The organism is Escherichia sp. MOD1-EC6300, from assembly GCF_002965045.1.
GTDB classification, from domain to species: domain Bacteria; phylum Pseudomonadota; class Gammaproteobacteria; order Enterobacterales; family Enterobacteriaceae; genus Escherichia; species Escherichia coli_F.
This window is the reverse complement of record NZ_PTRH01000008.1, coordinates 208,192-229,763: the sequence shown is the minus strand read 5'-3', so window position 1 is coordinate 229,763 and position 21,572 is coordinate 208,192. Positions and strand designations below refer to the sequence as shown.

The following is a 21,572-nucleotide window of genomic DNA, read 5'->3' as shown; positions in this document are numbered from 1 at the left end:
GCTCAGTTGGTAGAGCACGACCTTGCCAAGGTCGGGGTCGCGAGTTCGAGTCTCGTTTCCCGCTCCAAAATTTGAAAGTGCTGCAAAGCACAGACCACCCAAGCGGGAATAGCTCAGTTGGTAGAGCACGACCTTGCCAAGGTCGGGGTCGCGAGTTCGAGTCTCGTTTCCCGCTCCAAATTCTTCTCTCAATAAAATATCCACAGCGACGCGATGCGTTATTGCTGGTTTTTGTTGTCTCTGACAAACTCTTGTAAACAGAGTTATCCACAGCCTCATGTCGTAATCTTAATTTCAAAGAAACTTCGCACGGTGAATAGTATTTTTTTAACTTATTGATATATAGGTTGAAAATTAAGATCTCGTTTTGTCGAGTCGATCACTTGACGATTTTATTCGCCTTGAATTGCAATGCGTTTTTATTTTTATTCACAAGCTGTGGATGAATCAGGCGTCACGCGGTAACCCTTTTTCAATCACCCGAACCAGACGCTGTTTTTTCGGTAGTTGTACCTCTACGACGCACGCATTTCGCCTCTCGATTTGCTGCGCAATCGCCCACGCTATGTGCTCATCAAGAAGTGGGTGCTCACCTTTACGACTTTCCAGCGCTGTCAAAATCGTTTTATCCCAGGGGGCATTGCCTAATGCCACGGCGATATTACGCAGCCAACGCAGGTGACCTATACGGCGAATCGCCGAACCTTCCGTGACTTTTAAAAACTTCTCTTCACTCCAGGCGAATAACTCAATGAGTTCCGGTGCGTGTAGTGGTTTGCGCGGGCTGAAATCGTCTTCTTTAGTGAGTTGCGAATAGCGATTCCACGGGCAGATAAGCTGGCAGTCATCGCAACCGTAAATACGGTTTCCCATCAATGGACGCAGCTCTTCCGGGATCGCCCCTTCCAGTTCAATTGTGAGATAAGAGATACAGCGGCGAGCATCGACGGTATATGGCTCGACGATGGCGCCGGTCGGGCAAATCGTCATACAAGCCACGCATTTACCGCATCCTTCCTCGACCGGTTGATCCACGGGCAGCGGAATATCGACCAGTAATTCACCTAAAAAGAAGAACGAACCGGCCTCGCGATTGAGGATAAGTGAGTGCTTACCTGTCCAGCCAAGACCTGCTTTTTCAGCTAACGGGCGCTCGAGAATAGGCGCAGAATCGACAAACGGTCTAAAATTCAGCGAAACACAATGTTGCTGAATCATCTCGCCCAGCTTTTTGAGTCGGTTGCGCAGAAGTTTGTGATAGTCACGGCCCAACGCATAACGACTTACATAGCCGAGTTTGGGGTTTTTCAGCGTGCTGGCAAATGCAGCGTTAGCAGGAAGGTAATTCATCCGCACGCTGATGACGCGCAGCGTACCGGGCAATAACTCATGGGGGCGGGCGCGCAGCATACCGTGACGCGCCATCCAGTCCATTTCGCCGTGGTATTGTTTGTCCAGCCATGCTTGCAGTTTGGGCTCGGACGCGCTGAGATCGGTATCGGTAATACCTACCTGCTGAAAGCCCAGTTCCAGCCCCCACTGTTTAATTTTTTGCGCTAACTGATTGAGATCGAGGGGCTCTGACATGACGGACCATACAATGAAGAAAAACCCCGTAAGTATACCACACACCGTCTGGCACGCCGACGATATCCGCCGCGGCGAACGCGAGGCGGCAGATTCGTTGGGGCTCACACTCTATGAGCTGATGCTTCGCGCTGGTGAAGCCGTATTTCAGGTGTGTCGTTCGGCTTATCCTGATGCCTGCCACTGGCTGGTGCTGTGCGGTCATGGCAATAACGGCGGCGATGGTTATGTGATTGCGCGGCTGGCAAAAGCGGTCGGCATTGAGGTCACGCTGCTGGCCCAGGAAAGTGACAAACCGTTACCGGAAGAGGCCGCGCAGGCACGCGATGCATGGTTAAACGCGGGAGGCGAGATCCATGCTTCGAATATTGTCTGGCCTGAGTCGGTAGATCTGATTGTTGATGCGCTGCTCGGTACCGGATTGCAGCACGCGCCCCGCGTATCCATTAGCCAGTTAATCGACCACGCTAATACTCACCCTGCGCCGATTGTGGCGGTTGATATCCCTTCCGGCCTGCTGGCTGAAACTGGCGCTACGCCAGGCGCGGTAATCAACGCCGATCACACCATCACTTTTATTGCGCTGAAACCTGGCTTGCTCACCGGGAAAGCCCGGGATGTTACCGGAAAACTGCATTTTGACTCGCTGGGGCTGGACAGTTGGTTGGCAGGTCAGGAGACGAAAATTCAGCGGTTTTCGGCAGAACAACTTTCTCACTGGCTGAAACCGCGTCGCCCGACTTCGCATAAAGGCGATCACGGGCGGCTGGTGATTGTTGGTGGCGATCACGGCACGGCGGGGGCTATTCGTATGACGGGGGAAGCGGCACTGCGTGCTGGTGCTGGTTTAGTCCGAGTACTGACCCGCAGTGAGAACATTGCGCCGCTGCTGACTGCACGACCAGAATTGATGGTGCATGAACTGACTATGGACTCTCTTACCGAAAGCCTGGAATGGGCCGATGTGGTGGTGATTGGTCCCGGTCTGGGCCAGCAAGAGTGGGGGAAAAAAGCCCTACAAAAAGTTGAGAATTTTCGCAAACCGATGTTATGGGATGCCGATGCATTGAACCTGCTGGCAATCAATCCTGATAAGCGTCACAATCGCGTGATCACGCCGCATCCTGGCGAGGCCGCACGGTTGTTAGGCTGTTCCGTCGCTGAAATTGAAAGTGACCGCTTACATTACGCCCAACGTCTGGTACAACGTTATGGCGGCGTAGCGGTGCTGAAAGGTGCCGGAACCGTAGTTGCCGCGCATCCTGACGCTTTAGGCATTATTGATGCCGGAAATGCAGGCATGGCGAGCGGCGGCATGGGCGATGTGCTCTCTGGTATTATTGGCGCATTGCTTGGGCAAAAACTGTCGCCGTATGATGCAGCGTGCGCGGGCTGTGTCGCCCACGGTACGGCAGCTGACGTACTGGCGGCGCGTTTTGGAACGCGCGGAATGCTGGCGACCGATCTCTTTTCCACGCTACAGCGTATTGTTAACCCGGAAGTGACTGATAAAAACCATGATGAATCGAGTAATTCCGCTCCCTGATGAGCAGGCAACATTAGACCTGGGCGAGCGGGTAGCGAAAGCCTGCGATGGTGCAACCGTAATCTATCTGTATGGCGATTTAGGCGCAGGTAAAACCACCTTTAGCCGGGGCTTTTTACAGGCTCTGGGTCATCAGGGTAATGTCAAAAGCCCCACTTATACGCTGGTCGAACCCTATACGCTCGACAACTTAATGGTGTATCACTTTGATTTATACCGCCTTGCCGATCCCGAGGAGCTGGAGTTTATGGGGATCCGCGATTATTTTGCCAACGATGCCATCTGCCTGGTGGAGTGGCCACAACAAGGTACAGGTGTTCTTCCTGACCCGGATGTCGAAATACACATTGATTATCAGGCACAAGGCCGTGAGGCGCGCGTGAGTGCGGTTTCCTCTGCGGGTGAATTGTTGCTGGCGCGTTTAGCCGGTTAACCTTTGAAAGGTGGCGGGATGATGTATCGCATCAGAAATTGGTTGGTAGCGACGTTGCTGCTGCTGTGCGCGCAGGCTGGCGCCGCTACGCTCTCTGATATTCAGGTTTCTAACGGTAATCAACAGGCGCGAATAACATTGAGTTTTACTGGCGATCCTGATTACGCGTTTAGCCATCAAAACAAACGCACCGTGGCGCTCGATATCAAACAAACGGGTGTGATTCAGGGGCTACCGTTGTTGTTCAGCGGTAATAATCTGGTGAAGGCGATTCGCTCTGGAACGCCTAAAGATGCACAAACGCTACGGCTGGTGGTCGATCTCACCGAAAACGGTAAAACCGAAGCGGTGAAGCGGCAGAATGGTAACAATTACACTGTCGTCTTTACGATTAACGCTGATGCGCCGCCACCGCCGCCACCGCCTCCACCGCCGCCAGTGGTTGCGAAGCGCGTTGAAACGCCTGCGGTTGTCGCACCGCGCGTCAGCGAACCGGCGCGTAATCCGTTTAAAACCGAAAGTAACCGCACTACGGGTGTTATCAGCAGTAATACGGTAACGCGTCCGGCAGTGCGCGCGACGGCTAACACAGGCGATAAAATTATCATCGCTATTGATGCCGGACACGGCGGTCAGGATCCTGGCGCTATCGGCCCTGGTGGTACGCGGGAGAAAAATGTCACCATCGCCATCGCGCGTAAATTGCGTACTTTACTCAATGATGATCCGATGTTTAAGGGCGTTTTAACCCGTGACGGGGATTACTTTATCTCGGTAATGGGGCGCAGCGATGTGGCACGTAAGCAAAACGCCAATTTCCTCGTGTCGATTCACGCTGATGCCGCACCGAACCGCAGTGCGACTGGCGCTTCCGTATGGGTGCTCTCTAACCGTCGCGCCAACAGCGAAATGGCCAGCTGGCTGGAGCAGCACGAGAAACAGTCGGAGCTGCTGGGCGGAGCGGGCGATGTGCTGGCGAACAGTCAGTCTGACCCGTATTTAAGCCAGGCGGTGCTGGATTTACAGTTCGGTCATTCCCAGCGGGTAGGGTATGATGTAGCGACCAGTATGATCAGCCAGTTGCAACGCATTGGCGAAATTCATAAACGTCGACCAGAACACGCCAGCCTTGGCGTTCTGCGTTCGCCGGATATCCCATCAGTACTGGTCGAAACCGGTTTTATCAGCAACAACAGCGAAGAACGTTTGCTGGCGAGCGACGATTACCAACAACAGCTGGCAGAAGCCATTTACAAAGGCCTGCGCAATTATTTCCTTGCGCACCCGATGCAATCTGCGCCGCAGGGGGCAACGGCACAAACGGCCAGCACGGTGACGACGCCAGATCGCACGCTGCCAAACTAAGGACGATTGATGCCAATTCAGGTCTTACCGCCACAACTGGCGAACCAGATTGCCGCAGGTGAGGTGGTCGAGCGACCTGCGTCGGTAGTCAAAGAACTGGTGGAAAACAGCCTCGATGCAGGTGCGACGCGTATCGATATTGATATCGAACGCGGTGGGGCGAAACTTATCCGCATTCGTGATAACGGCTGCGGTATCAAAAAAGATGAACTGGCGCTGGCGCTGGCGCGTCATGCTACCAGTAAAATCGCCTCTCTGGACGATCTCGAAGCTATTATCAGCCTGGGGTTCCGCGGTGAGGCGCTGGCGAGTATCAGTTCAGTTTCCCGTCTGACGCTCACTTCGCGCACCGTAGATCAGCAGGAAGCCTGGCAGGCATATGCCGAAGGGCGCGATATGGACGTGACTGTTAAACCTGCGGCGCATCCGGTGGGAACGACGCTGGAAGTGCTGGATCTGTTCTACAACACCCCGGCGCGGCGGAAATTCCTGCGTACCGAGAAAACCGAATTTAACCATATTGATGAAATCATCCGCCGCATTGCGCTGGCGCGTTTCGACGTCACTATCAATCTGTCGCATAACGGCAAAATAGTTCGCCAGTATCGCGCAGTGCCGGAAGGCGGGCAAAAAGAACGGCGTTTAGGCGCGATTTGCGGCACCGCTTTTCTCGAACATGCGCTGGCGATTGAATGGCAGCACGGCGATCTCACGCTGCGCGGTTGGGTGGCAGATCCAAACCACACCACGCCCACACTGGCAGAAATTCAGTATTGCTACGTGAATGGTCGCATGATGCGCGATCGCCTGATCAATCATGCGATCCGTCAGGCCTGCGAAAACAAACTGGGGGCCGATCAGCAACCGGCATTTGTGTTGTATCTGGAGATCGACCCACATCAAGTGGACGTCAACGTGCACCCCGCCAAACACGAAGTGCGTTTCCATCAGTCGCGTCTGGTGCACGACTTTATCTATCAGGGCGTGCTGAGTGTGCTACAACAACAGCTGGAAACGCCGCTGCCACTGGACGATGAACCTCAACCTGCACCGCGAACCATTCCGGAGAACCGCGTGGCCGCCGGGCGTAATCATTTTGCTGAACCGGCAGTTCGCGAACCGGTAGCCCCCCGCTACTCTCCTGCGCCCGCCTCTGGTGGTCGTCCAGCAGCTTCCTGGCCGAATGCGCAGCCAGGCTACCAGAAACAGCAAGGTGAAGTGTATCGCCAGCTTTTGCAAACGCCTGCGCCGATGCAAAAACCAAAAGCACCTGAACCGCAGGAGCCAGCGCTTGCGGCGAACAGTCAGAGTTTTGGTCGGGTACTGACTATCGTCCATTCCGACTGTGCGTTGCTGGAGCGCGACGGCAACATTTCACTTTTAGCCCTGCCAGTGGCAGAACGTTGGCTGCGTCAGGCGCAGTTGACGCCGGGTGAAACGCCAGTTTGCGCTCAGCCGTTGCTTATTCCGTTGCGGCTAAAAGTTTCTGGCGAAGAAAAATCGGCATTAGAAAAAGCGCAGTCTGCCCTGGCGGAATTGGGTATTGATTTCCAGTCCGATGCACAGTATGTGACCATCAGGGCCGTGCCTTTACCCTTACGCCAACAAAATTTACAAATCTTGATTCCTGAACTGATAGGCTACCTGGCGAAGCAGTCCGTATTCGAACCTGGCAATATTGCGCAGTGGATTGCACGAAATCTGATGAGCGAACATGCGCAGTGGTCAATGGCACAGGCCATCACCCTGCTGGCGGACGTGGAACGGTTATGTCCGCAACTTGTGAAAACGCCGCCGGGTGGTCTGTTACAATCTGTTGATTTACATCCGGCGATAAAAGCCCTGAAAGATGAGTGATATCAGTAAGGCGAGCCTGCCTAAGGCGATTTTTTTGATGGGGCCGACGGCCTCCGGTAAAACGGCGTTAGCCATTGAGCTGCGTAAAATTTTACCAGTAGAGTTGATAAGCGTTGATTCTGCCCTTATTTACAAAGGGATGGATATCGGGACGGCGAAGCCAAACGCTGAAGAGTTACTCGCCGCGCCGCACCGATTGCTGGATATTCGCGATCCGTCGCAGGCTTATTCGGCCGCTGATTTTCGCCGCGATGCGCTGGCGGAAATGGCCGATATCACCGCGGCGGGGCGGATCCCACTATTAGTGGGCGGTACGATGTTGTATTTCAAGGCATTGCTGGAAGGGTTGTCGCCACTACCGTCGGCAGACCCCGAAGTGCGGGCCAGAATTGAGCAACAGGCGGCAGAGCAAGGTTGGGAGTCATTGCATCGTCAACTTCAGGAGATCGATCCGGTTGCGGCAGCAAGGATTCATCCAAATGATCCACAAAGGCTTTCCCGGGCACTGGAAGTTTTTTTCATTTCGGGTAAAACTTTAACGGAACTGACGCAAACGTCAGGAGACGCTCTACCGTATCAGGTGCATCAGTTCGCCATCGCCCCGGCGAGCCGTGAACTGCTCCATCAACGAATTGAGCAGCGTTTTCATCAGATGTTGGCTTCAGGTTTTGAAGCAGAAGTCCGGGCGCTTTTTGCCCGAGGAGATTTGCATACGGACTTGCCTTCCATTCGTTGCGTGGGTTATCGCCAGATGTGGTCTTACCTTGAAGGCGAAATCTCATACGATGAAATGGTTTATCGAGGTGTTTGCGCCACGAGACAGTTGGCGAAGCGGCAGATAACCTGGCTGCGTGGTTGGGAAGGGGTTCACTGGCTTGACAGTGAAAAACCAGAACAGGCGCGTGACGAAGTATTACAGGTTGTTGGTGCTATCGCAGGCTGAATGTGTACAATTGAGACGTATCGTGCGCAATTTTTTCAGAATCGAAAGGTTCAAAGTACAAATAAGCATATAAGGAAAAGAGAGAATGGCTAAGGGGCAATCTTTACAAGATCCGTTCCTGAACGCACTGCGTCGGGAACGTGTTCCAGTTTCTATTTATTTGGTGAATGGTATTAAGCTGCAAGGACAAATCGAGTCTTTTGATCAGTTCGTGATCCTGTTGAAAAACACGGTCAGCCAGATGGTTTACAAGCACGCGATTTCTACTGTTGTCCCGTCTCGCCCGGTTTCTCATCACAGTAACAACGCCGGTGGCGGTACCAGCAGTAACTATCATCATGGTAGCAGCGCGCAGAATACTTCCGCGCAACAGGACAGCGAAGAAACCGAATAAGGTTTCATGCTGTTTTTTTTACACGGGGAGCCAGCGATCCTGCGTTCCCCGCTGATCTATTTAGAGGGTTATACGCTTGTTTGACCGTTATGATGCTGGTGAGCAGGCGGTACTGGTACACATCTATTTTACGCAAGACAAAGATATGGAAGACCTCCAGGAGTTTGAATCTCTGGTTTCTTCCGCCGGTGTCGAAGCATTGCAGGTGATTACCGGTAGCCGTAAAGCGCCGCACCCAAAGTATTTTGTAGGTGAAGGTAAAGCAGTTGAAATTGCGGAAGCTGTCAAAGCGACGGGTGCTTCGGTCGTTCTTTTTGACCATGCCCTGAGCCCGGCGCAAGAGCGTAACCTGGAGCGTTTGTGCGAGTGTCGTGTTATCGACCGCACCGGCCTTATTTTAGATATTTTCGCCCAGCGTGCGCGTACCCATGAGGGTAAGTTGCAGGTTGAGCTGGCGCAGTTGCGCCATCTGGCTACGCGCCTGGTGCGTGGCTGGACCCACCTTGAAAGACAGAAAGGCGGGATCGGTTTGCGTGGTCCGGGTGAAACCCAGCTCGAAACCGACCGTCGTTTGTTGCGTAATCGCATCGTGCAGATACAGTCGCGCCTGGAAAGAGTTGAAAAACAGCGTGAGCAGGGGCGGCAATCGCGTATCAAAGCCGACGTTCCTACTGTTTCGCTGGTGGGATATACCAACGCCGGTAAATCTACCCTTTTCAATCGCATCACCGAAGCGCGGGTCTATGCGGCAGACCAGTTGTTTGCCACCCTCGACCCGACGTTGCGGCGTATTGACGTCGCGGATGTCGGTGAAACCGTGCTGGCAGATACCGTAGGGTTTATTCGCCACCTGCCGCACGATCTGGTGGCGGCATTTAAAGCCACGTTACAAGAGACGCGGCAAGCCACATTGCTGCTGCACGTCATTGACGCGGCAGATGTGCGAGTACAAGAAAACATCGAAGCGGTGAATACGGTTCTTGAAGAGATCGATGCTCACGAGATCCCAACCCTGCTGGTGATGAACAAGATCGATATGCTGGAAGATTTTGAACCGCGTATTGATCGGGACGAAGAGAACAAACCGATCCGTGTCTGGCTTTCTGCGCAGACCGGAGCGGGGATACCACAGCTTTTTCAGGCTTTGACGGAGCGTCTTTCCGGCGAGGTGGCGCAGCATACATTGCGTCTGCCGCCGCAGGAAGGGCGTCTGAGAAGTCGTTTTTATCAGCTTCAGGCAATAGAAAAAGAGTGGATGGAGGAGGACGGCAGTGTAAGTCTGCAAGTTCGTATGCCGATCGTTGACTGGCGTCGCCTCTGCAAACAAGAACCGGCGTTGATCGATTACTTGATCTAACGGCGTAGCGTCTGAAGCGTGGAGTCATATCCTCTGGCGTCGAAAGACAACAGGGATCACCGCATAACAAATATGGAGCACAAACATGGCGTGGAATCAGCCCGGTAATAACGGACAAGACCGCGACCCGTGGGGAAGCAGCAAACCTGGCGGCAACTCTGAGGGAAATGGAAACAAAGGCGGTCGCGATCAAGGGCCACCTGATTTAGATGATATCTTCCGCAAACTGAGCAAAAAGCTCGGTGGTCTGGGCGGCGGTAAAGGCACCGGATCTGGCGGTGGTAATTCATCGCAAGGCCCGCGCCCGCAGCTTGGCGGTCGTGTCGTTACCATCGCAGCGGCAGCGATTGTCATTATTTGGGCGGCCAGTGGTTTCTACACCATTAAAGAAGCCGAACGCGGCGTGGTAACACGCTTTGGTAAATTCAGCCATCTGGTTGAGCCGGGTCTGAACTGGAAACCGACGTTTATCGACGAAGTCAAACCGGTGAACGTGGAAGCCGTGCGTGAACTGGCTGCTTCCGGTGTGATGCTGACGTCGGACGAAAACGTGGTGCGCGTTGAGATGAACGTACAGTACCGCGTCACCAATCCGGAAAAATATCTGTATAGCGTGACCAGTCCGGATGACAGCCTGCGTCAGGCTACCGACAGCGCCCTGCGTGGGGTTATCGGTAAATACACCATGGACCGCATTCTGACGGAAGGTCGTACCGTGATTCGTAGCGATACTCAGCGCGAACTGGAAGAGACGATTCGTCCGTATGACATGGGTATCACTCTGCTGGACGTCAACTTCCAGGCAGCTCGTCCGCCGGAAGAAGTAAAAGCGGCGTTTGACGATGCGATTGCCGCGCGTGAAAACGAACAGCAATACATTCGTGAAGCAGAAGCGTATACCAACGAAGTTCAGCCGCGTGCGAACGGTCAGGCGCAACGTATCCTCGAAGAGGCGCGTGCGTACAAGGCTCAGACTATCCTGGAAGCCCAGGGTGAAGTGGCACGCTTTGCTAAACTTCTGCCGGAATATAAAGCTGCGCCGGAAATTACCCGCGAGCGTCTGTATATCGAGACGATGGAAAAAGTGTTGGGCAACACCCGCAAAGTGCTGGTTAACGATAAAGGTGGCAACCTGATGGTTCTGCCGTTAGACCAGATGCTGAAAGGTGGTAACGCCCCTGCGGCGAAGAGCGATAACGGTGCCAGCAATCTGCTGCGTCTGCCGCCAGCCTCTTCCTCCACAACCAGTGGAGCAAGCAACACGTCGTCCACCAGTCAGGGCGATATTATGGACCAACGCCGCGCTAACGCGCAGCGTAACGACTACCAGCGTCAGGGGGAATAACGATGCGTAAGTCAGTTATCGCGATTATCATCATCGTGCTGGTAGTGCTTTACATGTCTGTCTTTGTCGTCAAAGAAGGTGAGCGCGGTATTACGCTGCGTTTTGGTAAGGTACTGCGTGACGATGACAACAAACCTCTGGTTTATGAGCCGGGTCTGCATTTCAAGATACCGTTCATTGAAACGGTGAAAATGCTTGATGCACGTATTCAGACCATGGACAACCAGGCCGACCGCTTTGTGACTAAAGAGAAGAAAGACCTGATCGTCGACTCTTACATCAAATGGCGCATCAGTGATTTCAGCCGTTACTACCTGGCAACGGGCGGTGGCGACATTTCGCAAGCGGAAGTGCTGTTGAAACGTAAGTTCTCTGACCGTCTGCGTTCTGAAATTGGTCGCCTGGACGTGAAAGACATCGTCACCGATTCCCGTGGTCGTCTGACCCTCGAAGTACGTGACGCGCTGAACTCCGGTTCTGCGGGTACAGAAGATGAAGTTACTACCCCGGCGGCAGATAACGCCATTGCCGAAGCGGCAGAGCGCGTAACGGCTGAGACGAAGGGTAAAGTACCGGTCATCAACCCGAACAGTATGGCGGCGCTGGGTATTGAAGTTGTCGATGTGCGTATCAAGCAGATCAACCTGCCGACCGAAGTGTCTGAAGCGATCTACAACCGTATGCGCGCCGAGCGTGAAGCGGTAGCACGTCGTCACCGTTCACAAGGTCAGGAAGAAGCGGAAAAACTGCGCGCGACTGCCGACTATGAAGTGACCAGAACGCTGGCAGAAGCTGAGCGTCAGGGCCGCATCATGCGTGGTGAAGGCGATGCAGAAGCAGCCAAACTGTTTGCTGATGCATTCAGTAAAGATCCGGACTTCTACGCATTCATCCGTAGCCTGCGTGCTTATGAGAACAGCTTCTCTGGCAATCAGGACGTGATGGTCATGAGCCCGGACAGCGATTTCTTCCGCTACATGAAGACGCCGACTTCCGCAACGCGTTAATATAACGACTGCGGTACAGGTCAATAAAGCCACCGCATCCTCAGGGATGTCGGTGGTTTTCTTTTTCTATAAGGATAATGAATGAATTCGACAATCTGGCTGGCGCTTGCCCTGGTTTTGGTGCTGGAAGGTTTAGGGCCGATGCTTTACCCGAAGGCATGGAAGAAGATGATCGCTGCGATGACCAATTTGCCCGATAATATTTTACGTCGTTTTGGCGGTGGACTTGTGGTTGCGGGCGTTGTGGTCTACTACATGTTGAGGAAAACGATTGGCTGAACAAAAAACAGACTGATCGAGGTCATTTTTGAGTGCAAAAAGTGCTGTAACTCTGAAAAAGCGATGGTAGAATCCATTTTTAAGCAAACGGTGATTTTGAAAAATGGGTAACAACGTCGTCGTACTGGGCACCCAATGGGGTGACGAAGGTAAAGGTAAGATCGTCGATCTTCTGACTGAACGGGCTAAATATGTTGTACGCTACCAGGGCGGTCACAACGCAGGCCATACTCTCGTAATCAACGGTGAAAAAACCGTTCTCCATCTTATTCCATCAGGTATTCTCCGCGAGAATGTAACCAGCATCATCGGTAACGGTGTTGTGCTGTCTCCGGCCGCGCTGATGAAAGAGATGAAAGAACTGGAAGACCGTGGCATCCCCGTTCGTGAGCGTCTGCTGCTGTCTGAAGCATGTCCGCTGATCCTTGATTATCACGTTGCGCTGGATAACGCACGTGAGAAAGCGCGCGGCGCGAAAGCGATCGGCACCACGGGTCGTGGTATCGGGCCTGCTTATGAAGATAAAGTGGCACGTCGTGGTCTGCGTGTTGGAGACCTTTTCGACAAAGAAACCTTCGCTGAAAAACTGAAAGAAGTGATGGAATATCACAACTTCCAGTTGGTTAACTACTACAAAGCTGAAGCGGTTGATTACCAGAAAGTTCTGGATGATACGATGGCTGTTGCCGACATCCTGACTTCTATGGTGGTTGACGTTTCTGACCTGCTCGACCAGGCGCGTCAGCGTGGCGATTTCGTCATGTTCGAAGGTGCGCAGGGTACGCTGCTGGATATCGACCACGGTACTTATCCGTACGTAACTTCTTCCAACACCACTGCAGGTGGCGTGGCGACCGGTTCCGGCCTGGGCCCGCGTTATGTTGATTACGTTCTGGGTATCCTCAAAGCTTACTCCACTCGTGTAGGTGCAGGTCCGTTCCCGACCGAACTGTTTGATGAAACTGGTGAGTTCCTCTGCAAGCAGGGTAACGAATTCGGCGCAACTACGGGTCGTCGTCGTCGTACCGGCTGGCTGGACACCGTTGCCGTTCGTCGTGCGGTACAGCTGAACTCCCTGTCTGGCTTCTGCCTGACCAAACTGGACGTTCTGGATGGCCTGAAAGAGGTGAAACTCTGCGTGGCTTACCGTATGCCGGATGGTCGCGAAGTGACTACCACACCGCTGGCAGCAGACGATTGGAAAGGTGTAGAGCCGATTTACGAAACCATGCCGGGCTGGTCTGAATCCACCTTCGGCGTGAAAGATCGTAGCGGTCTGCCGCAGGCGGCACTGAACTACATCAAGCGTATTGAAGAACTGACCGGTGTGCCGATCGATATCATCTCTACCGGCCCGGATCGTACTGAAACCATGATTCTGCGCGACCCGTTCGACGCGTAATTCTGGTACGCCTGGCAGATATTTTGCCTGCCGGGCTAACAGTGTGATACATTGCTGTGTCGGGTAAGCCATTACGCTATCCGACACAGTGTTAAATCCTCGCTTTTTTCCTTCCCCGAACTGAAATAAATTAGCGACACAGCTTGTGGCTGGTTTATCATCAATATAAATGTATTTTTTCCCGCTTTCCCTTTTGAGGTTGATGTGCAGTTAACGAGTTTCACTGATTACGGATTACGTGCGCTGATCTACATGGCGTCATTGCCAGAAGGGCGGATGACCAGTATTTCTGAAGTGACTGACGTCTACGGCGTCTCCCGTAATCATATGGTCAAAATAATCAATCAACTTAGTCGTGCCGGCTACGTGACTGCTGTTCGTGGAAAAAATGGCGGCATTCGCCTGGGGAAACCGGCGAGTGCGATACGTATTGGTGATGTGGTGCGCGAGCTGGAGCCCTTATCGCTGGTGAATTGCAGCAGTGAGTTTTGCCACATTACACCTGCCTGTCGGTTGAAACAGGCACTTTCTAAGGCCGTGCAAAGTTTTCTTATGGAACTGGATAACTACACGCTTGCCGATTTGGTTGAAGAGAATCAACCGCTTTATAAATTATTGCTGGTGGAGTGACGAAAATCTTCATCAGAGATGACAACGGAGGAACCGAGATGTCACAAGATCCTTTCCAGGAACGCGAAGCTGAAAAATACGCGAATCCCATCCCTAGTCGGGAATTTATCCTCGAACATTTAACCAAACGTGAAAAACCGGCCAGCCGTGATGAGTTGGCGGTAGAACTGCACATTGAAGGCGAAGAGCAGCTTGAAGGCCTGCGTCGCCGCCTGCGCGCGATGGAGCGCGATGGTCAACTGGTCTTCACTCGCCGTCAGTGCTATGCGCTGCCGGAACGCCTCGACCTGGTGAAAGGTACCGTTATTGGCCATCGTGATGGCTACGGCTTTCTGCGGGTTGAAGGACGTAAAGATGATTTGTATCTCTCCAGCGAGCAGATGAAAACATGCATTCATGGCGATCAGGTGCTGGCACAGCCGCTGGGCGCTGACCGTAAAGGCCGCCGTGAAGCGCGTATTGTCCGCGTACTGGTACCAAAAACCAGCCAGATTGTTGGTCGCTACTTTACCGAAGCGGGTGTTGGCTTTGTGGTTCCTGACGATAGTCGTTTGAGCTTCGATATCTTAATCCCGCCCGATCAGATCATGGGCGCGCGGATGGGCTTTGTGGTGGTGGTTGAACTGACCCAACGCCCGACTCGCCGTACCAAAGCGGTGGGTAAAATCGTCGAAGTGCTGGGCGATAATATGGGCACCGGCATGGCGGTTGATATCGCCCTGCGTACCCATGAAATTCCGTACATCTGGCCGCAGGCTGTTGAGCAACAGGTTGCCGGGCTGAAAGAAGAAGTACCGGAAGAGGCGAAAGCTGGCCGTGTCGATCTGCGCGATTTACCGCTGGTCACCATTGATGGCGAAGACGCCCGTGACTTTGACGATGCAGTTTACTGCGAGAAAAAACGCGGCGGCGGCTGGCGTTTGTGGGTCGCAATTGCCGATGTCAGCTACTATGTGCGTCCGCCAACACCGCTGGACAGAGAAGCGCGTAACCGTGGTACGTCGGTGTACTTCCCTTCGCAGGTTATCCCGATGCTGCCGGAAGTGCTCTCTAACGGCCTGTGCTCGCTCAACCCGCAGGTAGACCGCTTGTGTATGGTTTGCGAGATGACCATTTCGTCGAAAGGCCGCCTGACGGGCTACAAATTCTACGAAGCGGTGATGAGCTCTCACGCGCGTCTGACCTACACCAAAGTCTGGCATATTCTGCAGGGCGATCAGGATCTGCGCGAGCAGTACTCCCCGCTGGTTAAGCATCTCGAAGAGCTGCATAACCTCTATAAAGTGCTGGATAAAGCCCGTGAAGAACGCGGCGGGATCTCGTTTGAGAGCGAAGAAGCGAAGTTCATTTTCAACGCTGAACGCCGTATTGAGCGTATCGAACAGACCCAGCGTAACGACGCACACAAGTTAATTGAAGAGTGCATGATTCTGGCGAATATCTCGGCGGCGCGTTTCGTTGAGAAGGCCAAAGAACCGGCACTGTTCCGTATTCACGACAAGCCGAGCACTGAAGCAATAACCTCTTTCCGTTCAGTGCTGGCGGAGCTGGGGCTGGAATTGCCGGGTGGTAACAAGCCGGAACCGCGTGACTACGCGGAGCTGCTGGAATCGGTTGCTGACCGTCCTGACGCAGAAATGCTGCAAACCATGCTGTTGCGCTCGATGAAACAAGCGATTTACGATCCGGAAAACCGTGGTCACTTCGGTCTGGCATTGCAGTCCTATGCGCACTTTACTTCGCCGATTCGTCGTTATCCTGACCTGACGCTCCACCGCGCCATTAAGTATCTGCTGGCGAAAGAGCAGGGGCATCAGGGGAATACCACTGAAACCGGCGGCTACCATTATTCGATGGAAGAGATGCTGCAACTGGGTCAGCACTGTTCGATGGCGGAACGTCGTGCCGACGAAGCAACGCGCGATGTGGCTGACTGGCTGAAGTGTGACTTCATGCTCGACCAGGTAGGTAACGTCTTTAAAGGCGTGATTTCCAGTGTCACTGGCTTTGGCTTCTTTGTTCGCCTGGATGACTTGTTCATCGATGGTCTGGTCCACGTCTCTTCGCTGGACAATGACTACTATCGCTTTGACCAGGTGGGACAACGCCTGATGGGTGAATCCAGCGGCCAGACTTATCGCTTGGGCGATCGCGTGGAAGTTCGCGTCGAAGCGGTTAATATGGACGAGCGCAAAATCGACTTTAGCCTGATCTCCAGCGAACGCGCACCGCGCAACGTCGGTAAAACCGCGCGCGAGAAAGCGAAAAAAGGCGATGCAGGCAAAAAAGGCGGCAAGCGTCGCCAGGTCGGTAAAAAGGTAAACTTTGAGCCAGACAGCGCCTTCCGCGGCGAGAAAAAAACGAAGCCGAAAGCGGCGAAGAAAGACGCGAGAAAATCGAAAAAGCCATCGGCGAAAACGCAGAAAATAGCCGCAGCGACCAAAGCGAAGCGTGCGGCGAAGAAAAAAGTGGCAGAGTGATCATTACCCTCTTCAAACAGAAGAGGGTCAGATTGCTGACAAAATGCGCTTTGTTCATGCCGGATGCGGCGTGAACGCCTTATCCGGCCTACATAATCACGCAAATTCAATACATTGCAGGGATCATGTAGGCCTGATAAGCGTAGCGCATCAGGCAAAACGTAAACAACGAGTACATTAATGAGCGAAATGATTTACGGCATCCACGCAGTGCAGGCCCTGCTGGAGCGCGCCCCTGAACGTTTTCAGGAAGTCTTTATTTTAAAAGGCCGTGAAGATAAACGTCTGTTGCCGCTGATTCACGCCCTTGAGTCCCAGGGCGTGGTTATCCAGCTGGCAAACCGCCAATATCTCGACGAGAAAAGCGACGGTGCCGTGCATCAGGGCATTATCGCCCGTGTGAAGCCAGGACGTCAGTATCAGGAAAACGATCTGCCGGATCTGCTCGCTTCGCTCGATCAACCGTTCCTGCTGATCCTCGACGGTGTGACCGATCCGCACAACCTCGGCGCGTGCCTGCGCAGCGCGGACGCCGCTGGCGTTCATGCGGTGATTGTGCCGAAAGATCGCTCCGCACAGCTCAACGCCACGGCGAAAAAAGTAGCCTGCGGCGCGGCAGAAAGCGTTCCGCTGATTCGGGTGACTAACCTTGCGCGCACCATGCGTATGTTGCAGGAAGAGAATATTTGGATCGTCGGTACGGCAGGAGAGGCGGATCATACGCTCTATCAGAGCAAAATGACCGGACGGCTGGCACTGGTTATGGGCGCAGAAGGTGAAGGCATGCGTCGCCTGACTCGTGAACATTGCGATGAGTTGATCAGCATCCCCATGGCAGGAAGCGTTTCTTCCCTGAACGTTTCGGTAGCGACCGGCATTTGCTTATTTGAAGCGGTGCGTCAGCGCAGCTAATTTCTCGGAATTATGAAAAGCCATCCAGATTTGGATGGTTTTTTTTTGTCTGGAGCTGGTAAGATAATTACGTGCTACAAATATTCATTTTATTAATATTTAAACTTAATTTATATGGAATAATATATGACATGGAATCCGTTGGCGCTGGCGACGGCGCTGCAAACTGTATCTGAACAAAATATTGATGTAACAAATGGCGAGAACGCATTAATTATTAAAATGAATGATTATGGCGATTTGCAAATCAATATTCTATTTACTTCCCGCCAAATGATTATCGAAACCTTTATTTGTCCGGTAAGTAGTATCAGCAATCCAGATGAATTTAATACCTTCTTATTAAGAAATCAGAAGATGATGCCGTTGTCATCGGTAGGGATCTCCAGCGTGCAACAGGAAGAGTATTACATTGTTTTCGGGGCGTTATCGCTTAAATCTTCTCTTGAAGATATCCTGCTGGAAATAACCACGCTGGTAGATAACGCTTTGGATCTTGCTGAAATTACAGAAGAATATTCACACTAATTACAAGGACAGGTATTTATGGGAATTTTAAAAACTTTATTTACGCTGGGTAAATCGGTGATCTCGCAAGCGGAAGAATCCATTGAAGAAGCACAGGGCGTTAGAATGCTTGAACAGCATATACGCGATGCCAAAGCAGAACTGGATAAGGCCGGTAAATCACGTGTCGATCTACTGGCAAGAGTGAAATTGAGCAACGATAAACTGAAAGATTTACGTGAGCGTAAAGCCAGTCTGGAAGCTCGCGCGCTGGAAGCGTTAAGCAAGAATGTTAATCCGTCGTTGATTAACGAAGTTGCTGAAGAAATCGCCCGTCTTGAGAATCTCATTTCCGCTGAAGAGCAAGTGTTGTCGAATCTGGAAGTCTCTCGCGATGGTGTGGAAAAAGCGGTTACAGCGACAGCACAGCGTATCGCTCAATTTGAGCAACAAATGGAAGTCGTTAAAGCTACTGAAGCCATGCAGCGTGCACAACAGGCCGTAACGATCTCTACTGTTGGCGCATCTTCCAGCGTTTCGACAGCGGCAGAATCCTTAAAGCGTCTGCAAACGCGTCAGGCCGAACGTCAAGCTCGCCTGGATGCTGCCGCACAGCTGGAAAAAGTGGCAGATGGTCGCGATCTTGATGAAAAACTGGCGGAAGCCGGAATTGGCGGTAGCAACAAAAGTAGCGCCCAGGATGTATTAGCAAGACTGCAACGCCAACAGGGCGAGTAATGTTCTTCTCCTGGATCATTAAAACCTGCCGACGTCACCTTTCCAGGCTTACCTGGCCGGCATTGACTGGATTATTTACAGGACAGTATCTGTTTTGTTATCTGGTGTTAACTGCGTTGCATGAAGAGGCGTTGGTAGGTCAACTGAGTAATTTTATTTATTACTGCTCGGTTGTGGGATCAACGCTGGGGTTTGGTGATATCACACCCCAAACGGTGGGGGGACGTCTGTTCACAGCGCTCTGGCAGATTCCTGTGAGTGTTGGTTTATTTGGCGCTTTAATGGGAAAAGTCATTGCATTAGTGCAAGACATATTGGCGAAAGGAATGACGGGAATGGGCGACTACAGCAATTTGCGCAACCATATGCTGGTCATTGGATGGCGCGGGCATCAGACTGAAAAGATGATTTCATTATTGTTGTTTGATTCCCGAAGAGCATTTGGCCGGGTACTTTTGTGTGAGCGGGATGATATTCAACATCCGATGCCTGGAAATAATTGGGTCGATTTCATTCGTATTAGTAATTTTAATGATCCGCATGAACATACCCGCATGGGACTGGCAAATTGCCAAAGTGTCATCATCTTTTCGCAAACAGATGAGCAGACGTTCACGACCGCACTATCCCTGGCGGATTTTATTCCTGAAAGATGCCATATCGTCGCTTATCTGGAAGATGAACGCTACGCTCGTTTATTAGAGGTTCATTGTCAACGTATTGAAATAGTGCGAAATATTTCAGCAGAACAACTTTCCCGTTCAATACAAGATCCCGGTTCATCTCAATCAGTGGCATCGATTATGAATCCAATGCTGGGGGATACGGGGTTTGTTTTACCGATTCCTGAACGGGTTACCTCAATGCGTTATGGCGCATTGATGCATTATATGAAACTTCATCATGATGCCACCGTCCTGGGAATAAGCAGTTGTAAAAATGGTAGGGGAATGGAACTGAATCCAGTCATTGCAACGGAAGTTAAAGGCGGTATGTGGCTGCATCTTATTGGCAATAACCGTATTTTGGCTGAAGAAGTGGCATGGCAGGACATTGAGGGAAGCATATGACAAGTTTTTTCAAGCGTCTGTTTGGTAAGGATGATAAACCTGCAATCGCACGTGGCCCACTGGGACTTCATCTCAATAGCGGCTTTACGCTCGACACGTTAGCGTTTCGTTTGCTGGAAGATGAATTGCTGATTGCGCTGCCTGGTGAAGAATTTACGGTAGCCGCTGTCAGCCACATCGATCTGGGCGGCGGTAGTCAGATTTTCCGCTACTACACTTCGGGCGATGAATTTCTGCAAATCAATACCACCAGCGGCGAAGATATTGATGACATTGATGATATCAAGCTCTTTGTCTATGAAGAGAGCTACGGTATCAGCAAAGAGAGCCACTGGCGCGAAGCGATCAACGCCAAAGCGATGGGGGCAATGACTTTAAACTGGCAGGAAAAACGCTGGCAGCGATTTTTTAACAGCGAAGAACCGGGGAATATCGAACCCGTCTATATGCTGGAAAAAGTTGAAAATCAAAACCACGCCAAATGGGAAGTGCATAATTTTACCATGGGCTATGAACGGCAGGTGACCGAAGATACCTGTGAATATTTGCTGTTAAATGGTGAGGAATCTTTTAACGATCTCGGCGAGCCGGAGTGGTTATTTTCGCGCGCACTGGGTGTTGATATCCCACTGACATCACTTCATATTATTGGTTAATTACAAGGACGTTTACGATGCATATACTGGATTCACTTCTTGCCTTTAGCGCCTATTTTTTTATTGGCGTGGCTATGGTGATTATTTTTCTGTTTATCTACTCCAAAATTACACCACACAACGAATGGCAGTTAATTAAAAACAATAATACCGCGGCGGCACTAGCGTTCAGTGGTACATTGTTGGGTTACGTGATCCCATTATCTAGTGCTGCAATCAATGCGGTGAGTATTCCGGATTATTTTGCCTGGGGTGGGATCGCACTGGTGATTCAGTTACTCGTTTTTGCTGGCGTCAGACTTTATATGCCAGCATTAAGCGAAAAAATTATTAATCACAATACCGCAGCAGGAATGTTTATGGGAACCGCCGCGCTGGCTGGCGGTATTTTTAACGCAGCTTGTATGACATGGTAATGGACGATCATGGCCAGAAAACGCAAATCAAGAAATAACAGTAAAATTGGTCACGGAGCGATCAGTCGCATTGGAAGACCTAATAATCCTTTTGAGCCGCGACGCAATCGCTACGCACAAAAATACTTAACGTTGGCGCTAATGGGCGGTGCAGCTTTTTTTGTATTGAAAGGTTGTGGCGATAGTGGTGATGTCGATAACGACGGTGACGGAACGTTTTACTCGACAGTGCAGGATTGTATTGATGACGGTAATAATTCAGATATCTGTGCTCATGGCTGGAACAATGCCAAAGCGGCATTTTATGCCGATGTTCCGAAGAATATGACTCAGCAGAATTGTCAGTCTAAGTACGAAAATTGCTACTACGACAATGTTGAACAGAGTTGGATCCCGGTCATTTCTGGATTTTTATTAAGCCGGGTTATTCGTAAAGATCGCGATGAGCCGTTCGTTTATAACAGCGGTGGATCCTCATTTGCTTCCCGCCCCGTCTGGCGCAATACTTCCGGTGATTACTCCTGGCGCTCCGGTTCTGGCAAAAAAGAGTCTTACTCCTCGGGCGGCTTTACCACCAGAAAAGCGTCAACTGTTTCTCGCGGCGGCTATGGTCGTTCTTCCAGCGCCCGTGGGCATTGGGGAGGCTAA

Annotated in this window: 22 protein-coding genes and 1 tRNA gene; 22 read left to right on the top strand and 1 reads right to left on the bottom strand. The window is 51.9% G+C overall.

All coding sequences use genetic code 11. The annotated features are described in order from the left end of the window. Positions 1-102: 102 nt before the first annotated feature. Positions 103-178, top strand: a tRNA-Gly gene (locus tag BGE37_RS14560). A gap of 233 nt (positions 179-411) precedes the next feature. Then, positions 412-465 carry a hypothetical protein gene (locus BGE37_RS14555; protein WP_010723271.1) on the top strand — a complete coding sequence of 18 codons (54 nt, stop codon included), beginning with the start codon at positions 412-414 and terminating at the stop codon, positions 463-465. On the opposite strand, the gene queG is transcribed toward BGE37_RS14555, so the two are convergent. Then, on the bottom strand, positions 448-1,587 hold the full coding sequence (queG, locus tag BGE37_RS14550; RefSeq protein WP_001294196.1) for a tRNA epoxyqueuosine(34) reductase QueG: 1,140 nt from the start codon (positions 1,585-1,587) through the stop codon (positions 448-450). The two genes, BGE37_RS14555 and queG, sit on opposite strands and share 18 nt — an antisense overlap. On the opposite strand from queG, the gene nnr reads away from it, so the two are divergent. The 20 genes from nnr to BGE37_RS14440 all read left to right on the top strand — a co-directional run bounded on the left by nnr (position 1,586) and on the right by BGE37_RS14440 (position 21,572). Continuing rightward, the gene (gene nnr / locus BGE37_RS14545; protein ID WP_105288147.1) at positions 1,586-3,133 is read left to right on the top strand and encodes a bifunctional ADP-dependent NAD(P)H-hydrate dehydratase/NAD(P)H-hydrate epimerase; all 1,548 of its coding nucleotides are present in this window, start codon (positions 1,586-1,588) and stop codon (positions 3,131-3,133) included. The two genes, queG and nnr, sit on opposite strands and share 2 nt — an antisense overlap. Next, a complete protein-coding gene (gene tsaE, locus BGE37_RS14540) occupies positions 3,105-3,566 on the top strand; it encodes a tRNA (adenosine(37)-N6)-threonylcarbamoyltransferase complex ATPase subunit type 1 TsaE (protein WP_000981977.1) in 462 nt (153 codons plus the stop codon). Before nnr ends, tsaE begins: the two co-directional genes overlap by 29 nt. Positions 3,567-3,584: 18 nt before the next feature. Beyond that, complete coding sequence (gene amiB, locus BGE37_RS14535; protein WP_105288146.1) at positions 3,585-4,931, top strand: N-acetylmuramoyl-L-alanine amidase AmiB; 1,347 nt, start codon at positions 3,585-3,587, stop codon at positions 4,929-4,931. 9 nt (positions 4,932-4,940) lie between these two features. Then, the gene (gene mutL / locus BGE37_RS14530; RefSeq protein ID WP_015953939.1) at positions 4,941-6,788 is read left to right on the top strand and encodes a DNA mismatch repair endonuclease MutL; all 1,848 of its coding nucleotides are present in this window, start codon (positions 4,941-4,943) and stop codon (positions 6,786-6,788) included. Then, complete coding sequence (miaA, locus tag BGE37_RS14525; RefSeq protein ID WP_001280339.1) at positions 6,781-7,731, top strand: tRNA (adenosine(37)-N6)-dimethylallyltransferase MiaA; 951 nt, start codon at positions 6,781-6,783, stop codon at positions 7,729-7,731. Before mutL ends, miaA begins: the two co-directional genes overlap by 8 nt. An 85-nt stretch (positions 7,732-7,816) precedes the next feature. After that, positions 7,817-8,125 carry an RNA chaperone Hfq gene (gene hfq / locus BGE37_RS14520; RefSeq protein ID WP_001051883.1) on the top strand — a complete coding sequence of 103 codons (309 nt, stop codon included), beginning with the start codon at positions 7,817-7,819 and terminating at the stop codon, positions 8,123-8,125. 76 nt (positions 8,126-8,201) lie between these two features. Next, complete coding sequence (gene hflX / locus BGE37_RS14515) at positions 8,202-9,482, top strand: ribosome rescue GTPase HflX (protein WP_000460360.1); 1,281 nt, start codon at positions 8,202-8,204, stop codon at positions 9,480-9,482. Between the two features lie 85 nt (positions 9,483-9,567). After that, positions 9,568-10,827 (top strand): FtsH protease activity modulator HflK, encoded by a 1,260-nt coding sequence (gene hflK / locus BGE37_RS14510; protein ID WP_000312477.1) that lies wholly within the window; start codon positions 9,568-9,570, stop codon positions 10,825-10,827. A gap of 2 nt (positions 10,828-10,829) precedes the next feature. Further along, the gene (gene hflC, locus BGE37_RS14505; RefSeq protein WP_001232412.1) at positions 10,830-11,834 is read left to right on the top strand and encodes a protease modulator HflC; all 1,005 of its coding nucleotides are present in this window, start codon (positions 10,830-10,832) and stop codon (positions 11,832-11,834) included. An 81-nt stretch (positions 11,835-11,915) separates the two neighbouring features. Beyond that, complete coding sequence (locus BGE37_RS14500) at positions 11,916-12,113, top strand: DUF2065 domain-containing protein (protein ID WP_001089292.1); 198 nt, start codon at positions 11,916-11,918, stop codon at positions 12,111-12,113. Between the two features lie 103 nt (positions 12,114-12,216). Beyond that, complete coding sequence (gene purA / locus BGE37_RS14495; RefSeq protein WP_000527955.1) at positions 12,217-13,515, top strand: adenylosuccinate synthase; 1,299 nt, start codon at positions 12,217-12,219, stop codon at positions 13,513-13,515. Positions 13,516-13,719: 204 nt separating this feature from the next. Next, positions 13,720-14,145, top strand: a complete 426-nt coding sequence (nsrR, locus tag BGE37_RS14490) for a nitric oxide-sensing transcriptional repressor NsrR (protein WP_001177637.1) — start codon at positions 13,720-13,722, stop codon at positions 14,143-14,145. Between the two features lie 38 nt (positions 14,146-14,183). Continuing rightward, positions 14,184-16,625, top strand: a complete 2,442-nt coding sequence (gene rnr, locus BGE37_RS14485; protein WP_105288145.1) for a ribonuclease R — start codon at positions 14,184-14,186, stop codon at positions 16,623-16,625. A 180-nt stretch (positions 16,626-16,805) separates the two neighbouring features. Further along, positions 16,806-17,537: a 23S rRNA (guanosine(2251)-2'-O)-methyltransferase RlmB gene (gene rlmB, locus BGE37_RS14475; protein WP_001293285.1), complete on the top strand. Its 732-nt coding sequence runs from the start codon at positions 16,806-16,808 to the stop codon at positions 17,535-17,537. Positions 17,538-17,663: 126 nt separating this feature from the next. Continuing rightward, positions 17,664-18,065 (top strand): YjfI family protein, encoded by a 402-nt coding sequence (locus BGE37_RS14465; RefSeq protein WP_105288144.1) that lies wholly within the window; start codon positions 17,664-17,666, stop codon positions 18,063-18,065. An 18-nt stretch (positions 18,066-18,083) separates the two neighbouring features. Further along, positions 18,084-18,782: a PspA/IM30 family protein gene (locus tag BGE37_RS14460; RefSeq protein ID WP_105288143.1), complete on the top strand. Its 699-nt coding sequence runs from the start codon at positions 18,084-18,086 to the stop codon at positions 18,780-18,782. Further along, positions 18,782-19,852, top strand: a complete 1,071-nt coding sequence (locus tag BGE37_RS14455; protein ID WP_000466338.1) for a potassium channel family protein — start codon at positions 18,782-18,784, stop codon at positions 19,850-19,852. Before BGE37_RS14460 ends, BGE37_RS14455 begins: the two co-directional genes overlap by 1 nt. Continuing rightward, the gene (locus BGE37_RS14450; RefSeq protein WP_032185748.1) at positions 19,849-20,508 is read left to right on the top strand and encodes a YjfK family protein; all 660 of its coding nucleotides are present in this window, start codon (positions 19,849-19,851) and stop codon (positions 20,506-20,508) included. The genes BGE37_RS14455 and BGE37_RS14450 overlap by 4 nt, the downstream gene beginning before the upstream one ends. 17 nt (positions 20,509-20,525) lie before the next feature. After that, positions 20,526-20,924, top strand: coding sequence for a DUF350 domain-containing protein (locus tag BGE37_RS14445; RefSeq protein ID WP_000547753.1), 399 nt, complete (start codon positions 20,526-20,528; stop codon positions 20,922-20,924). A gap of 9 nt (positions 20,925-20,933) precedes the next feature. Further along, complete coding sequence (locus tag BGE37_RS14440) at positions 20,934-21,572, top strand: DUF1190 domain-containing protein (protein ID WP_000101673.1); 639 nt, start codon at positions 20,934-20,936, stop codon at positions 21,570-21,572.

Excerpts from the sequence above, each read along its gene's own strand:
- nnr (WP_105288147.1), top strand. The coding sequence starts at position 1,586 with ATGACGGACCATACAATGAAGAAAAACCCCGTAAGTATACCACACACC.
- queG (WP_001294196.1), bottom strand. The coding sequence starts at position 1,587 with ATGTCAGAGCCCCTCGATCTCAATCAGTTAGCGCAAAAAATTAAACAG.
- tsaE (WP_000981977.1), top strand. The coding sequence starts at position 3,105 with ATGATGAATCGAGTAATTCCGCTCCCTGATGAGCAGGCAACATTAGAC.
- amiB (WP_105288146.1), top strand. The coding sequence starts at position 3,585 with ATGATGTATCGCATCAGAAATTGGTTGGTAGCGACGTTGCTGCTGCTG.
- mutL (WP_015953939.1), top strand. The coding sequence starts at position 4,941 with ATGCCAATTCAGGTCTTACCGCCACAACTGGCGAACCAGATTGCCGCA.
- miaA (WP_001280339.1), top strand. The coding sequence starts at position 6,781 with ATGAGTGATATCAGTAAGGCGAGCCTGCCTAAGGCGATTTTTTTGATG.
- hfq (WP_001051883.1), top strand. The coding sequence starts at position 7,817 with ATGGCTAAGGGGCAATCTTTACAAGATCCGTTCCTGAACGCACTGCGT.
- hflK (WP_000312477.1), top strand. The coding sequence starts at position 9,568 with ATGGCGTGGAATCAGCCCGGTAATAACGGACAAGACCGCGACCCGTGG.
- hflC (WP_001232412.1), top strand. The coding sequence starts at position 10,830 with ATGCGTAAGTCAGTTATCGCGATTATCATCATCGTGCTGGTAGTGCTT.
- BGE37_RS14500 (WP_001089292.1), top strand. The coding sequence starts at position 11,916 with ATGAATTCGACAATCTGGCTGGCGCTTGCCCTGGTTTTGGTGCTGGAA.
- purA (WP_000527955.1), top strand. The coding sequence starts at position 12,217 with ATGGGTAACAACGTCGTCGTACTGGGCACCCAATGGGGTGACGAAGGT.
- rnr (WP_105288145.1), top strand. The coding sequence starts at position 14,184 with ATGTCACAAGATCCTTTCCAGGAACGCGAAGCTGAAAAATACGCGAAT.
- rlmB (WP_001293285.1), top strand. The coding sequence starts at position 16,806 with ATGAGCGAAATGATTTACGGCATCCACGCAGTGCAGGCCCTGCTGGAG.
- BGE37_RS14465 (WP_105288144.1), top strand. The coding sequence starts at position 17,664 with ATGACATGGAATCCGTTGGCGCTGGCGACGGCGCTGCAAACTGTATCT.
- BGE37_RS14460 (WP_105288143.1), top strand. The coding sequence starts at position 18,084 with ATGGGAATTTTAAAAACTTTATTTACGCTGGGTAAATCGGTGATCTCG.
- BGE37_RS14455 (WP_000466338.1), top strand. The coding sequence starts at position 18,782 with ATGTTCTTCTCCTGGATCATTAAAACCTGCCGACGTCACCTTTCCAGG.
- BGE37_RS14450 (WP_032185748.1), top strand. The coding sequence starts at position 19,849 with ATGACAAGTTTTTTCAAGCGTCTGTTTGGTAAGGATGATAAACCTGCA.
- BGE37_RS14445 (WP_000547753.1), top strand. The coding sequence starts at position 20,526 with ATGCATATACTGGATTCACTTCTTGCCTTTAGCGCCTATTTTTTTATT.
- BGE37_RS14440 (WP_000101673.1), top strand. The coding sequence starts at position 20,934 with ATGGCCAGAAAACGCAAATCAAGAAATAACAGTAAAATTGGTCACGGA.